General features: G+C 69.1%; 12 protein-coding genes and 1 tRNA gene. 8 read left to right on the plus strand and 5 right to left on the minus strand.

Going from position 1 to position 13,561, the window contains the following annotated elements:
• On the minus strand, positions 1-353 hold a 353-nt coding region (locus AC5JJ2_RS01510; RefSeq protein ID WP_495856284.1), incomplete at its 3' end, for a DUF1501 domain-containing protein.
• A 508-nt stretch (positions 354-861) separates the two neighbouring features.
• Here AC5JJ2_RS01510 and AC5JJ2_RS01515 point away from each other — a divergent pair.
• The 7 genes from AC5JJ2_RS01515 to AC5JJ2_RS01545 all read left to right on the plus strand — a co-directional run bounded on the left by AC5JJ2_RS01515 (position 862) and on the right by AC5JJ2_RS01545 (position 9,457).
• The gene (locus AC5JJ2_RS01515; protein ID WP_495856200.1) at positions 862-1,440 is read left to right on the plus strand and encodes an RNA polymerase sigma factor; all 579 of its coding nucleotides are present in this window, start codon (positions 862-864) and stop codon (positions 1,438-1,440) included.
• Entirely contained in the window at positions 1,437-1,982 is a 546-nt protein-coding gene (locus AC5JJ2_RS01520; RefSeq protein WP_495856201.1) for a hypothetical protein, read from the plus strand. The genes AC5JJ2_RS01515 and AC5JJ2_RS01520 overlap by 4 nt, the downstream gene beginning before the upstream one ends.
• On the plus strand, positions 1,979-2,572 hold the full coding sequence (locus tag AC5JJ2_RS01525; protein WP_495856202.1) for an ImmA/IrrE family metallo-endopeptidase: 594 nt from the start codon (positions 1,979-1,981) through the stop codon (positions 2,570-2,572). Before AC5JJ2_RS01520 ends, AC5JJ2_RS01525 begins: the two co-directional genes overlap by 4 nt.
• Entirely contained in the window at positions 2,565-3,641 is a 1,077-nt protein-coding gene (locus AC5JJ2_RS01530) for a hypothetical protein (RefSeq protein ID WP_495856203.1), read from the plus strand. The genes AC5JJ2_RS01525 and AC5JJ2_RS01530 overlap by 8 nt, the downstream gene beginning before the upstream one ends.
• Positions 3,638-5,395, plus strand: coding sequence for an ATP-binding protein (locus tag AC5JJ2_RS01535; RefSeq protein ID WP_495856204.1), 1,758 nt, complete (start codon positions 3,638-3,640; stop codon positions 5,393-5,395). The genes AC5JJ2_RS01530 and AC5JJ2_RS01535 overlap by 4 nt, the downstream gene beginning before the upstream one ends.
• Positions 5,396-5,627: 232 nt before the next feature.
• Positions 5,628-6,827 carry a metallophosphoesterase family protein gene (locus AC5JJ2_RS01540; protein ID WP_495856205.1) on the plus strand — a complete coding sequence of 400 codons (1,200 nt, stop codon included), beginning with the start codon at positions 5,628-5,630 and terminating at the stop codon, positions 6,825-6,827.
• Positions 6,824-9,457, plus strand: a complete 2,634-nt coding sequence (locus AC5JJ2_RS01545; RefSeq protein ID WP_495856206.1) for an AAA family ATPase — start codon at positions 6,824-6,826, stop codon at positions 9,455-9,457. Before AC5JJ2_RS01540 ends, AC5JJ2_RS01545 begins: the two co-directional genes overlap by 4 nt.
• Before the next feature lie 82 nt (positions 9,458-9,539).
• Here the strand turns inward: AC5JJ2_RS01545 and AC5JJ2_RS01550 are convergent, their stop codons facing one another.
• Entirely contained in the window at positions 9,540-10,796 is a 1,257-nt protein-coding gene (locus AC5JJ2_RS01550; RefSeq protein WP_495856207.1) for a glutamate-5-semialdehyde dehydrogenase, read from the minus strand.
• On the opposite strand from AC5JJ2_RS01550, the gene AC5JJ2_RS01555 reads away from it, so the two are divergent.
• Positions 10,763-10,862: transfer RNA gene (locus tag AC5JJ2_RS01555), tRNA-OTHER, on the plus strand. The genes AC5JJ2_RS01550 and AC5JJ2_RS01555 overlap by 34 nt on opposite strands.
• A 30-nt stretch (positions 10,863-10,892) precedes the next feature.
• On the opposite strand, the gene folP is transcribed toward AC5JJ2_RS01555, so the two are convergent.
• The 3 genes from folP to AC5JJ2_RS01570 form a co-directional block, all read right to left on the minus strand.
• Positions 10,893-11,807, minus strand: coding sequence for a dihydropteroate synthase (gene folP / locus AC5JJ2_RS01560; protein WP_495856208.1), 915 nt, complete (start codon positions 11,805-11,807; stop codon positions 10,893-10,895).
• Positions 11,804-12,883 (minus strand): hypothetical protein, encoded by a 1,080-nt coding sequence (locus AC5JJ2_RS01565; RefSeq protein ID WP_495856209.1) that lies wholly within the window; start codon positions 12,881-12,883, stop codon positions 11,804-11,806. Before AC5JJ2_RS01565 ends, folP begins: the two co-directional genes overlap by 4 nt.
• 153 nt (positions 12,884-13,036) lie before the next feature.
• Entirely contained in the window at positions 13,037-13,453 is a 417-nt protein-coding gene (locus AC5JJ2_RS01570) for a hypothetical protein (RefSeq protein ID WP_495856210.1), read from the minus strand.
• Between the last annotated feature and the right edge of the window lie 108 nt (positions 13,454-13,561).

The following is a 13,561-nucleotide window of genomic DNA, read 5'->3' on the forward strand; positions in this document are numbered from 1 at the left end:
GCCGGGCTGGGCCGGTAGCCGGTGAACATGTTGTGCGTGCCCCGCTCGTGGGCCGCCTCGCCGTGCGTCATCCCGCGGGCGACGGTGATCTTGTCCGCGATCGCGGCCGTCTTCGGCAGGCACTCGTTGAAGACGGCCCCCTCGATCTTCGTCTGAATCTGCGTCATGTCCCCGCGGTACTCGATCGGGGCGTAGGGCTTCGGGTCCCAGCTCTCCTGGTGGGCCATGCCGCCGGGCATGTAGATGTGGATGCACGCCTCGGCCTTCGGCCCCTTCGTCGCCGCGGTCGGTTCGGCCGCGCCGGCCTGCATCCGGAAGAAGTCGCCGAGCGTCAGGCCGATGCCGCCGACCATGCCGACCTGGAGGAACGTCCGCCGGCCCAGCGGCGACCCCAGGCACTTCTGCTTGTTCGTCACGAGCGATCTCCTGAAGGGGTAGAAATCCGAAACTCGAATCCCGCGGCCGGTTTCGGGCTGCCGGACTTGGACGCGGGTTGTCAGGGGAGAGTTTCCTCGGCGGTCGGGCTACCGGCAGGTCGCGGGCCGAGCGGCGAGTTATTCTAGCGTTCGTCCGGGCTTGCCCGGAGAGGGTGGCGGGGTGTCCAACTTTTATACAGCATAGTAGCCCGCCGGCGACGGGTCAATCATTCGTTCGGGGGAGTTTCTCGCGTCGGGGAAATGCGACGTGCGGGCAATTTGGATCGTGCGGGGACGGGGCGGCCATTTTGCATTTTTTGTTTCCCCCTTTTGGCTCGATCGGGCCATGATGAGCGCGTCCCCAACATTCCGACGGTTTTCTGTCACACCGGCGTCGTTGCCGACAAGTTCATGGTGTCCGACCCCACGGAGGACCGCTTCCGCCATGAGTGCGACCACCCACCCGCCGCCGCACGTCGCGCCGGCCGACGACCCGCTGACCGCGGCCCTCAGCGACCCGGCCACCGAGGAGAAGCTCCGCCGGCACGCCCGCGCCGTCGCGATCAAGAACCCGTTCCTGCGGTTGGAGGTCGATGACATCGTCCAGGCGACGAGGCTCCGGGTCCTGGAACTCCGCGACCGGTTCGACCCCGACCGCTGCCGCGGCGACGTGGGGGGTTGGTTGTATCGCATCCTCGAGCGGGTCGCCCACGAGGAGGTCCGACGCGCCCGGAAGTTGCCCGCCCTGGAGCCGGCCGACCGTACACTTTGGGAGGCGATCGCCCCGGCCCACCCGGCCCCCGGCGACGACCCCGCGGACCGCCGGTTCCTGGCCGAACGATTCCTCGCGAAGCTGCGGCCGGACGACCGGGCCATCATCAAAATGAAGCTGTTCGAGGACCGCGACTTCCTGGAGATCGCGGCCCGGACGAGCCTCACCTACGTGAACGTCCGGGCCAGGTACTACCGGGCGATCAACGAGCTGAAGGCCCACGCCGCCCCCGACAAGGAGGACCGGTCATGACCCCGAACGACCGCCGCCTTTGGATCGACGTGACGGCCGCCCGCTACCTGGAAGCCGTCGAGCGGGAGGACTTCGCCGCGCAAGACGAACTGTGGCTGCTCGCTGCGGCCGACCCGGACCTGGAAGCCGCGTTCCACGAGATTCACGCCCTCATCATCGAGGAAGAACAGGAGCGGACGACCGCCGCCGTCGCCGCGGCCGTCGAGCAGCACCTGCCGGCCGCGCGGGTCGTGCAACCCGCGGCCGGCCCGGTCACGTTCGCGGACGTGGCGGACGAACTCTTCCGCGCCCCGCCCGGCGGCGTCCCGACGGACGGGTGGCGGCTCAACGACGCCCTGCGAAGTTCCGACGAGCCGCTGCCCCGCGAGTTGGGGCTGACGGCGCTCATCGAGTTCGCCGAAAAGAAGTTCGGCGTCGCCCCGCGGGAGTACTGGAAGGCGTTCCGCGAGGCGGCCCTGACGGTGCGGATGCGGGCGAACACGCTCGCGGCCGATTACCAACTCGCCGCCCGCCGCGGCCCGAAGCCGGAGGACCCGACGTGATCGCCACGGAAGTCGCCCGCCTCCGGGTGAAGTGCAAGTTGCCGGTCGATCCGACCCGCCGCGGGCCGGTCCTGCTGAGCCAGTTCTTCGAGGAACTGAACCTCAACCACGTCGCGCTGCCGAACCTGTCGTGCGGGGCGGTGACGGCGTTCCTTCAAACGAAGGGGATGCCGGTCGGCCCGGTCGGCGAGCCGGCGTCCCCGCTGGCCGGCTGCCTGTACTGGGTCGCGGACGACGGGTGGGCGTTCGTGACGGCGGACGACATCCTGCCCCGCCGCCGGTTCACCGCGGCCCACGAACTCGGCCACGCCGTCTTGCACCGGGACGTGATGGGCGACTTCATCGCCGACGCTTCCATCAGTGAGACGGACGACGCCGAGGGCCAGCGGGAACGCGAGGCGAACCGGTTCGCCGCCGAGTTGCTCATGCCGGAGGAGGTCTGCCGGGCGCGGGAGGAAGAGATGCGGGCCGAGTACAAGGTCGAGAAATGCCCGCGGCTGGTGCTGGCGAACCGGCTGGCGAGCGAGCTGCTCGTCAGCCGGCAGGCGGCGCAGTTCCGGCTGAAGACGCTGGGGGTGGGCCATGAGTGACCCCGTCGCCCGGTTCCTCCGCGAGTACGGCGCGTCGGCCGTCGGCGCGACGCCGCCCCAGCCGAACATCCCAGTGGATGAAGAGGGGGAGGAACAGAAGGCCGTCATCGACCGGCAGTTTGAAGTGAATGAAGACGCCTGGCAACCGCAGACGGTCAGCGAGGCCCCGGCGAAGGGCGGCGAGTTCCCGGTCCGGTTCATCGACGGGTCGCACTTCGGCCAGCCGGTCCTCTGCCTCGAGACGCGGCCGGACGGCTACCGCATCCCGATGTACCTCGCGGAGGTCGGGGCGGTCGCCCTGCGCACCGTGGACCGCCACTTCGAGCGGGAGTTCGCGGCCGTCGAGCGGGTGCTGTCGTTCTACGCCGACCCGTTCCCGTGGGAGCAGGTCGAGGAGTTCGCGGCCGCGGTCGCCAACAAGCCGGAACTCGACCTCCGGCTCGTCCCCGCGAACCGGCCGGAGGGGAAGTACAGCCCGTTCGACTACGAGCTGATGCGGACGCAGGCGTACAACCGCGCCCAGAAGGAGATGCAGTACCTCGAGCGGCTGGCGCTGGCCGCGGACCGGACCGTGCCGACGCTGATCGACGGCCCGCTCGACGACGTGGTCGGCAACCCGGACCCGGCATCGCCGCTGTTGATCGGCATCACGAAGCGGCAGTTCGGCTCGTACCTGCACGCCCACGGCTACCGGACGCTCTACGCCCTGCGGCCGGGCCAGCGGTCGCCGGTCGTCCGCATCAATCGGCCGGGCAGCCCGGAGGTGGCGACGTGGTTCCTGAAGCTCGCCGGCGGGCCGCAGCTCGCCCCGAACTGGGGGTACGTCCGCGTCGAGGTTCCGTGGGGGCAGTTCGAGAAGCAGTTCGGCGGCGACTTCGGGTTCGTCAACCGCCTGTCCCGGTGGCTGATCGACGCCCGCTGCCGGACGGACAGTTACGCCCGGATGCCGGTGTCGCTCGACCCGATCGTCCGGGCCGAGGACGCGCTCAAGCCGCTGTTCACGCCGCTGCAACTGCTCGTCAACCGCCTGTACCGGCAGGCCGGGTTGTTTCGGAGGAACGAATCGTGAGTCGGACCGCCCTCGGCCGCGTGGCCGCCCCGCCGGAGCACGAGTCCACCAGCGGCGTCTTCTACTTCTGGGTGGACCGCGCCCAGGCCGTCGAGCGGACGCAGATCGTCACCACGAAGAGCACCGTCGGCCCCCGCGAGGTCGAGTTCGTCGGCATCGTGCAGGAAGTTTACCGCCGCAGCCGCCAGAAGGACGTCGGCGAGGAGGCCGCCCGGTTCGACGGCCGCACGGCCGAGAAGCCGCCGTTCGACTCCGAGGGCGTGACCTACGCCGAGGTCGCGATCTTGCGGACGGAGCCGGTCGCGCACACGCCGCCGACGGAGGAGAGCGAGGTCTTCCTCGGCGACGCGGCGGCCGCCCGCAAGGGGTACGGCATCGACAAGATGAAGCAACCGCTGTCCGTCGGCCTCCTCCGCAACGGCGGCGACAACCAGTTCGCCGGGCACGCCGTCCTCGACCTCGCGTTCCTCCTCGGCGAGAACGGCGGCCACCTGAACGTCAACGGCATCGCCGGCCTCGGCACGAAATCGACGCTGCTCCTCACGATGAACTGGCTGCTCCTCCGCCACGTCCGCCGGCTGAAGCAAGCCTTCCCGTCCGCGCCGGACCGCCTCCAGGTCGTGCCGGTCGTGTTCAACGTGAAGAACTTCGACCTGTTCTTCATTGACCGGTGGAACCGGGAGTTCAAGAAGGACGAGAACGCCCACCGCGGGGATTGGCGGACGATGGGCGTGGACGACCCCGCCCCGTTCGCGAAGCCGGAGTTCTTCGCCCCGCAGGCGCGCGAGGAGACGACGCCGATCCGGACGGGCGGTCGAACGACGGACGTGCAGGCGTACAGTTGGTCGCTGTCCGACATCATCGAGCAAGGGCTATTCAAGTTCCTGTTCTCCGAGGACGAGATCGGGACCGCGAACCTCGGCGGGTTGGTCGGCGAGGTCGAGGAATGGCTGACGAGCGGCACGGCCGACGACCCGCGATTGAGAACGACGGGCGACGCGCCCAAAACCTTCGACGAACTCCTGGAATGGTTCAAGGAGGTCAAGAAAGGGAAAAGCCTGTTCGAGGATTTCCTACCCGGAACGAAGGGGAGTTTTTTCCGGCGGTTGAAGTACATCGTTCAGGAAGGCAACGGCGTCCTCCGCCGGTCGGACCCGAAGGGCAAGCCGTTGAAGATTCCGCAGGCCGGGGTGGAATCGCCGATGGTCATCGACCTGTACGGCCTGCACGCCACGCCGAGCCTCCAGCGGTTCGTCGTCGCGGCCGTGTTCCACCGCATCCAACAGACGCAGTCGGCCAAGCAGGTGAAGAACCTGAAGTACCTCATCACGCTCGACGAGCTGAACCGGTTCGCGCCGAAGGACAGCTCCGACCCGATCACGCAGAAGCTGGAGACGGTCGCGTCCGAGGGCCGCAGCCAGGGGATCATCCTGTTCGGGGCGCAACAGCAGGCGAGCCTGGTGAAGCCGCGGGTGATCGAGAACGCGGCGGTGCGGGCCGTCGGCCGCAGCGGGACGCTGGAGTTGGGCGCGGACGTGTGGAAGTTCCTGAACCACTCGGCGCGGTCGGCGGCGGCGCAGCTGCAGCCGGACGAGAAGCTGCTGTACCAGCCGAGCTTCCGCGAGCCGATGTTGGCGAAGGTCCCGTTCCCGCCGTTCGCGCTGTCGGAGAACGACGCCGAGCCGCCGACGGCCCGCGGCGGCGGCGACCAGGGCGTGCCGCCGGCGTCGGCGGCCGATTTGGATGCGTTCTGAGATTATTGCGTCACACGTCGGGCGGCGGGTGCAAGAACATGATGCCCACGCCGCGACTTCTTGTCCCCTCCCCCCTTGAGGGGGAGGGTTAGGGTGGGGGGAAAAAGCGTCACCGAGGGATCGAACGCCCCTCCCGTGCGCGACCGTCTTTACCCCCCACCCTAACCCTCCCCCTCAAGGGGGGAGGGTACAAATCCAAGAACCGCGGCGAACTGCCGAAGGGATTCCGACCATGCGCATCATCCACACCGCCGACTGGCACCTGTGCGACAAGCTCGGCCGCCTCGACCGCACCGCCGACCTGCAATCGCGGGTCGAGGTCGTGGCCAAACTGTGCGACGAGCACGCCGCGGACGTGCTGCTCATCGCCGGGGACGTGTTCAGCGAACAGGCGTCCGTCGAAGAAATGACCCGCGCCCTGGAACACGTCCGCAAGACGTTCACGCCGTTTTTCGCCCGCGGCGGCACGATCCTGGCCGTCACCGGCAACCACGACCGGGACGGCCGCATCAACATGGTCCGGGCCGGCATGACGCTCGCCGCCCCGACGGCCGGCGCGGACGGCACGCTCCCGCCCGGCCGCATGTACCTGCTCAACGGCCGGGCCGTCGCCACCCTGAAGTCCGCGGCCGGGAACCGCGTGCAGTTCGTCCTCGTGCCGTACCCGTTCGCCAGCCGGTACGAGCTGGACGCGGCCGGGTACAAGACGAAGGAGGAGGAATCGCGGCTCCTCCACTCGATGGTCGCGGCGTGGATTCAGCAGGACGCGGCGAAGAAGCTCGACCACGCGCTGCCGACGGTGATGGCCGCGCACCTGCACGTCCGCGGGTCCGAGGTGCATTCGCTGTACAAGATGACGGACCGCGACGACATCCTGTTCGACTTCGCGGACCTAAACCCCGGCTGGGCCTACGTCGCCCTCGGGCACATTCACAAGCCGCAGGCGCTCGGCGGGGCCGACAACGTCCGCTACCCCGGCAGCCTCGACCGGCTGGCGTTCGACGACAAACATGACCCCGGCGTGCTGTTTCTGGAAATCGATGGCGCGAATGCGGTGATACCGACGTGGCTGCCGATTCCTGGCACGCCGTTTTATGACATTCCCCTCAAAGACCCGGACGCTGAGCTGCCGACCCTTGCGGAAAAACACCAGGACCGCGAGACGGCCATCGTGCGGTTCACCGTGTCGCCGCCGACGGCGATGAGTCGCGACGAGGTCGCGCGGCAACTCCGGCAGTTGTTCCCGCGGTGGCACGCCATCGCGTGGGCCGACGCCGACGTGCCGACGGACGCGCCGGCGAAGTTCTCGCCCCGCGCCGGGTTCGAAACGACGGTGCGCGATTACCTGACCGAACAACTCGCCGGCGACCCGGACCGCGACGCGGTGCTGGCCCTCGCCGAGACATATTTGAAAGCCGCGGGTGACGCATGATCCCGAAGAAGGTGACGCTGGAAAACTTCCTGAGCTTCGGCGAGAAGCAGGTGATCGCGTTCGACGACGACGAGCCGCTGTGGGTCGTCGGCGGGCCGAACGGCGTCGGCAAGTCGGCCGTGTTCGACGCCATCACGTTCTGCCTGTTCGGCGCGCACCGCGGCGGACAGCAGCACCCGGACAAGCTCGTGCGGCACGGCGAGAACGGGTTCACCGTGCAGTTCGAGTTCGAGTTCAACGGGATCGACTACCGGATCACGCGGAACACCAAAATCGACGGCCGGCCGACGGCCCGTGTCGAGCAGCGCACGGGCGAAGCATGGAAGGCCATCACCGGGGTGAACTCTGTTGCAGAGGCTAAAAAATGGTCCGAGCTACTGCTCGGCATGGGATACGATGCGTTCCAAACTTCTGTGTTGCTCGGACAAGGCAAGGCGGACGAGATGTTAGCGGCCGGGGGGACCAAGCGCCTCGAGATACTGAAAAAGATCATCGCGGCCGAGCGGTACAAGAAGCTGTCCGACGACGTTCACAAGGACGCGGCGAAGAAGGAGGCCGAGTTGGACCGGCTGCTCGCGCAGCGCGAAACGACGCCGGAGGTGACGGACGCGCAACTGGCCGAGGCGGCGCTAGCGTGCGACGGCGCGAAGGAAGCGAAGGGCCGGGCGGAGGCGGAGAAGGACGCCGCGGCCGAACGTGTGACGCTCGCGAAACAGTGGGCCGAACACGAGGACGCGCGGCGGAAGTTGGAGGCGAAGCTGGCCGACGCGACGGCACGGGCGAAGGACGCGGACCGGATTCGGGCGGACCACGACCGGCTCACGGAACTGGCCCGCGTGCTGCCGACGCTGGAGAAGTTCGTCCCGCTCCGCGACGCGCGGCCGGCGGCGGAGGTGTCGTCGAGGAAGCTCCGCGAGGACCACCGGGCGGCGGCCGAATCGTTGGAGGAATTGAAGAACCAGATCGACGGGTTGAAGCTCGTTATCGAGGAGCATCGCGCCGCCGCGTCCGACCACGCGCGGGCCGCGAAATCGCTCCACGACGGCATCGAAGCGAAGGGAAAGCTGCTGACCGCCGCCGAGGAGATCGCGGCGCTCGACCGGCAGGTGGCCGCGTTCGACCCAACGCTCGACTCGCAGGCCGGGGAGTTGCGGTCAAAACTCGCCGCGGCGACGGGGGCCGAGCAGCGCGCCCGCGACGCAAAGACGGAAGCCGAGACGCTGTTGAAGCAGGCGGAGAAGGAGCAGAAGCAGTTCGCGACGGTGGCGGTCGGCGTCGAGTGCGCGCGGTGCGGCCAGGTCGTTTCCGAGGACCACGCGGCGAAGGAACGGGCCGACATCGCCGACCGAGTTCGCCGACACGCCGCCGACTTCGCCCGCGCCGAAAAGGACTGGAAAACGGCCGGCGACGCCATCACGAAAGCGACGACAGCTCAGGCCGTCCTCACCACGACGATCCAGAATCGCGACGCGGCGAAGCAGCAACTCGCACTCCAGCGGAAGAACCTGGCCGCGTTCGGCGGCACGGCGGACGCCGCGGCCCTGGGGGCCGAGCTGACGGCGGCCGACGCCGACGCGACGCGGCTGGAAAAACTCGCGGCCGAGGAACGGGCGAAGCAGACGAAACAAGCCGACGCGCTGAAGCTCGCCGACCCGAAGGTCGCCCCACTGGAGAAAAAGGTCCGCGATCTGGCGGCCGCGGTTCAGAAGGCCGAGACGAATCAAGCAGCCGACGCCGCGACCCTCGCCACCCTCGCCGGACAACTTTCCGACGAGTGGGTCGCCACAACCGCGGCACAACTTCAAGACTTCATCAGCGAACGGCAGCAACTCGCGACGGGCGGGGTCGCGGAGCGGTTCCGGCAGTGGCAAGAGGACGCCGCCCGCCGCGACGAGTGGGACGCGCAGCTCCGCGACGGCGCGGCGAAGGCCGCCGCCATCCCGGAGGCGGCCCGCGTCCCGGTCGCGGAGGCCGAGCGGCGGCAGCAGGCCGCGGCCGAAGTCGCGAAGCAAGCCGACACTGCCTTCGGCATCGCCCGCGACGCGCTCCGCGACCTCACACAGCAGGCGGATGACTTCGTGAAGTTGAAGATGCAGATCGCCGCGGCCGAGGCTACCACCCGCGTTCACAAGCGGCTCGACGAGCTGCTCGGCAAGAAGGGGCTGCAACGGGAGCTGGTCCGCACGGCCGAGGCGGAGATCGTCCGGCTGGCGAACGACACCGTCCGCAACCTGTCGGACGGCGACCTGTCGATCGAACTCGATCACGCCGACGACGGGCCGGACGAGGCGTTCGCCCTGCGGGTGCGGCGGGACGGGTCGCCGCCGATCGACGTGAGCTACCTGTCCGGCAGCCAGAAGTTCCGGGTGGCGGTGGCCGTCGCGCTGGCCGTCGGCCGGTTCGCCGCCGGGCAGGCCCGGCCGCTGGAGTGCGTCATCATCGACGAGGGGTTCGGCAGCCTCGACAAGGACGGCCTGCGGGCGACGGCCGACGAGCTGAACAAGCTGAAGCGGGACCTGAAGCGGATCATCCTGGTGTCGCACCAGGAGGACTTCACGGAGTCGTTCCCGGTCCGGTACGTCCTGCGGAAGGGCGAGCAGGGCACGACGGCGGAGAAGGTGCGGCGATAGTCTTGTGGAACCCGGAGCGGAAGCGACGGGGTGCGGGACCAGCACCCCATCGCTTCCGCTCCGTGTCCCACAATTGTTGCCGTCACCCGCGGACGTGGCCGTCGCCGGTGACGACGTACTTGTACGTCGTCAGCTCCCGCAGGCCGCACGGGCCGCGGGCGTGGAACTTGTCCGTGCTAATCCCGATCTCCGCCCCCAGGCCCAGCTCGAACCCGTCGTTGAACCGCGTGCTCGCGTTCACCATCACGGCCGCCGCATCGACTTCCGCCACGAACCGCCGACTCGCCGCCAAGTCCGCTGTCACAATCGCGTCCGTGTGCTTCGACCCGTACCGGTTGATGTGCTCGATCGCGGCGGACAAATCGGGGACGATCTTCATCGCGATGATATGGTCCAGGAACTCGGCCGCGTAGTCGGCCTCCGTCGCGGGCACGGCGTCCGGGACGAACCGCCGCGTCTCGTCGCACGCCCGCACCTCGACCTTCTTCGCCCGCAGCGCCTCGACGATCCGCCCCGCGAACCGCTCCGCGATCCCGGCGTGAACGAGCAAGCTCTCGGCCGCGTTGCACACGCCGGTCCGCTGCGTCTTCGAGTTGACGACGATCCGCTCGGCCATGTCCAGGTCGGCGGCCCGGTCCACGTAGACGTGGCAATTGCCCAGGTAGTGCTTCAGCACCGGCATCGTCGCCTCGGCCGCGACCCGGCGGATCAGGCTCTCGCCGCCGCGGGGGATGACGAGGTCGATCAGCTCGCTCAGCTTCAAGAAGTGGCCGACGGCGTCGCGGTCGGTCGTCGTCACCAGCTGCACCGCGTCGCGGGGCAGCCCGTGGTTGGGCAGCTCGTTCGCGAGCAGTTCGTGCAGCGCGGCGTTGGAGTGCAGACTCTCCTTGCCGCCGCGGAGGATGACGGCGTTGCCGGACTTGACGCACAGCCCGGCGGCGTCCGCGGTAACGTTCGGCCGCGACTCGTACAGGAAGAAGATGACGCCGAGTGGCACGCCGACCTTCAGGACTTGCAGGCCGTTCGGCCGGACGCCGCCCTCGCGGACCTCGCCCACGGGGTCGGGCAGCGCCGCGATCTGCCGCAGCCCGTCGGCGGCGGCGGCGATGCGGGCCGGGGTGAGCGTGAGCCGGTCGATGCTCGCGGCCGACAGGCCGTAGCCGGGGGCGGCGGCCACGTCCTTCGCGTTCGCGGCGAGGACGGTGGCGGCTTCCTTCTGAAGGCGGTCGGACGCGGCGCGGAGCCAGGCGTTCTTGCGGTCGGCGGTGGCCGTCGCGAGGGCCGTCGCCGCCGCGCGGGCGGCGCGGGCGGTGGCCGTGCAGGAGTCGGAGAGTGTCATGTTGGAAATATAGCGGTGGGCTTGCCCACCGTGCGGGTTCGAGTCTTCGAGAACCCGCACCGCCTGCCTCCCACGGGGACGCTCCTCCCATCGGGATCAGCTTTCCGCGGGAGGAACGTCCTGCGGCCTCGAAGACTCGGCCGCACGGTGGGCAAGCCCACCGCTATATGTCAGTTCATACAGCCGAACGGCGTCCACGGTCTCACGGACATCGTGGACCCGCAAGATGTTCGCGCCGCCGGTCGCCATGCCGAAGCACGCCAGCGCCAGGGACCCGGCCACGCGATTCGCAATCGGGTCGGCCGTCCCGCTGCGGCCGACGGCCTTGCTGATGAACCCCTTCCGCGACACGCCGAGCGTCAGCGGCCGACCCGCCAACTCGCCGGTACAGATGTGATTCAATTTCGCCAGGAGTTGCAGGTTCTGCTCGACCGTCTTGCCGAACCCGATACCCGGGTCGGGGGAAATGGTCTCGGGGTCGATGCCGAAGTCGGTCAGCTCGCGGAACCGTTGCTTCAAGTAGTCCGACACCTCCCGCACCACGTCCGCATATTGCGGGTTCACCTGCATCGTCGCCGGTGTCCCCTGCATGTGCATGACGATCAGCCCGGCCCCGGCCGCCTTCGCCACGGCCGGCATGTCCGGGTCGCGGAGGCCCGTCACGTCGTTGATGACGACCGCTCCGGCGTCGAGCGCCGGCCGCGCGACTTCGGCCTTGCTCGTGTCCACCGAGATCGGCACGGGGTGCTGCCGCATCACCTCGCGGATGACGGGAACGACGCGGCGCAGCTCCTCCTCGACGGGGACGGGCTGCGACCCCGGCCGGGTGGACTCGCCGCCGATGTCCAACAGGTCCGCGCCGTCGGCGATGAGCTTCAGCGCGTGCTCGACGGGGGAGTACGTGCCGCCGTCCGAGAAGCTGTCCGGCGTGGCGTTGACGATGCCGAGGACGAGCGGCCGGACGCCGATCGCGAACCGGTGCTGCCGGCACGCCCAAACGCGGGGGGTCATTGCTTCCACTGGAACTTCTCGAAGAACGCCTTCGCCTCGGCGTCGTCGTCCTTCAACTCGGTCTCGGCCATGACGGACAGCGCGACCGTCTTGCCCTTCCCGACCTGCGCCTGGCGGGTGACCACCCACTTGTTGCTCTTGGGGTCGTGGAGGGTGAAGTGCATGCCGTGCAGCCCGCCGTGGGAGAACGGGTTCTTGGCCACGATCTTCGACCCGGACACCTTCGCCACCTGCTCGATGGCGGCGTCCATGTTCGGGTTCACCGGCATGCCCGGCGGGATGGTCGTGACCACGACGAAGAAGTTCTTCCCCCCGCGCGCCCCGCTCCACCCGGTCAGTTGAATCTTGAACGCGGTCATCATGTCCTTGGCCATCTTGACCTCTTCCTCCGTCGCGTTCGCCTTCTGCGTCTGGCGGATCAGGGAATCCAGGTCCAGGTCCGTCGGCGCGGCGTCCGGGAAGGCGGTCGAGAACGATCCGTCCGGGGCGTTGAACGCCACCCAGTTGACACCCTTCGGCCCGCCACCGCCGCCACCGCCGGTCCCGCTGGAACTGTCTCCGCTGAACGCGAAGTACGCCCCGCCCGCGGCGAGTAACAGCAGCAGCACGCCGCCGCCGATCAGCAGCGGCAGCGGCGGACCGCCCTTCTTCGTCGCCTTGCCCTTCCCCTTCTTCCGCGGGCGGTCGTCGTCGTCCTCCTCGTCGTCCTCGTCCCGGCGGGACTTCCGCCGCGGGCGCTCGTCCTCGTCGTCCTCGGAAGCAGCGATCCGGCGGGAGGACTTCTTCGCGGGTCGCTCCTCGTCTTCGTCGTCCTCGTCGCGCCGCCGGGCCGACTTCCGCGGCGGGCGTTCGTCTTCCTCCTCGTCTTCCTCCTCGCGGCCGGACGGCTTCTTCACGGGCCGTTCGTCCTCTTCCTCCGGCGGCTGCTTCCGCGGCGGCGGGACGGCGGACGGCCCCGACCCGCCGGGCAGCAGCATGGTCGCGGCGCACTTCGGGCACTTGGCCTTCTTGCCGGCCGCCTCGTCCGGCGCGGTCACCCGCATCGAGCACTTCGGGCACAGGACGGAGATGGGCATGGCGGGACTCGCTTCCGGTTCGGGGCGAAGACTGACTTCCGAAGTCCGGCTTCGACTTCGGAAGTCGAACGCCGCAATCGCGGTCGCGGGGTCGGCAACCGCCCCCTTCCCCTCGACTTCCGAAGTCGAAGCCGGACTTCGGAAGTCTGCTCGCTAGTCCCGCGGCGGACTCTTGCGGGGGATCGGCGGCGGCGGGGCCTCGCCCTCACGAACGGCGACCGGCTTGCCGTTCACGCGGGTCAGGTAGTCGGTCGCATCGACCTGCTTCTTCCGCCGGGCGTTCGGCTTCTTCCCCTTTTTGGAGTTCGTCACCACCGGGGCGGCCTTTGCCACGCCGGGACTCGACGCCGGTTTCGCGGCGGCGGGGGTCGCGGCCGGCGGCGGGTCGTCGTCCACGACCTCGGCGACGGCCAGCGGTTCCTCCTCGACGACCTCGAACCCGTCGGCCGCGTTCGGGTCCGGGATGACGAACCCGGTCTTGCACTTCGGGCAGGCCACCCGCTTGCCGATGAGGTTGTCCGGGGCGTTCATCTTCGCCCCGCAGCCGGAGCAGGTCACTGGAACGGGCATGGTCGTCCTCGGTCGGAATGCCGGTATGGTAGCCGACCGCGAACCCCCGGTGGAAAAAATTGCATTCCGCCGCAACCCGGCGGGTTCGGAGCGTCCAAAGTTGTCGTC

It is taken from the genome of Limnoglobus sp., from assembly GCF_059499385.1.

What these genes read in the sequence shown, in the direction of transcription:
- AC5JJ2_RS01515 (WP_495856200.1), top strand. Translation starts at nt 862, where the DNA reads ATGAGTGCGACCACCCACCCGCCGCCGCACGTCGCGCCGGCCGACGAC.
- AC5JJ2_RS01520 (WP_495856201.1), top strand. Translation starts at nt 1,437, where the DNA reads ATGACCCCGAACGACCGCCGCCTTTGGATCGACGTGACGGCCGCCCGC.
- AC5JJ2_RS01530 (WP_495856203.1), top strand. Translation starts at nt 2,565, where the DNA reads ATGAGTGACCCCGTCGCCCGGTTCCTCCGCGAGTACGGCGCGTCGGCC.
- AC5JJ2_RS01540 (WP_495856205.1), top strand. Translation starts at nt 5,628, where the DNA reads ATGCGCATCATCCACACCGCCGACTGGCACCTGTGCGACAAGCTCGGC.
- AC5JJ2_RS01545 (WP_495856206.1), top strand. Translation starts at nt 6,824, where the DNA reads ATGATCCCGAAGAAGGTGACGCTGGAAAACTTCCTGAGCTTCGGCGAG.
- AC5JJ2_RS01550 (WP_495856207.1), bottom strand. Translation starts at nt 10,796, where the DNA reads ATGACACTCTCCGACTCCTGCACGGCCACCGCCCGCGCCGCCCGCGCG.
- folP (WP_495856208.1), bottom strand. Translation starts at nt 11,807, where the DNA reads ATGACCCCCCGCGTTTGGGCGTGCCGGCAGCACCGGTTCGCGATCGGC.
- AC5JJ2_RS01565 (WP_495856209.1), bottom strand. Translation starts at nt 12,883, where the DNA reads ATGCCCATCTCCGTCCTGTGCCCGAAGTGCTCGATGCGGGTGACCGCG.
- AC5JJ2_RS01570 (WP_495856210.1), bottom strand. Translation starts at nt 13,453, where the DNA reads ATGCCCGTTCCAGTGACCTGCTCCGGCTGCGGGGCGAAGATGAACGCC.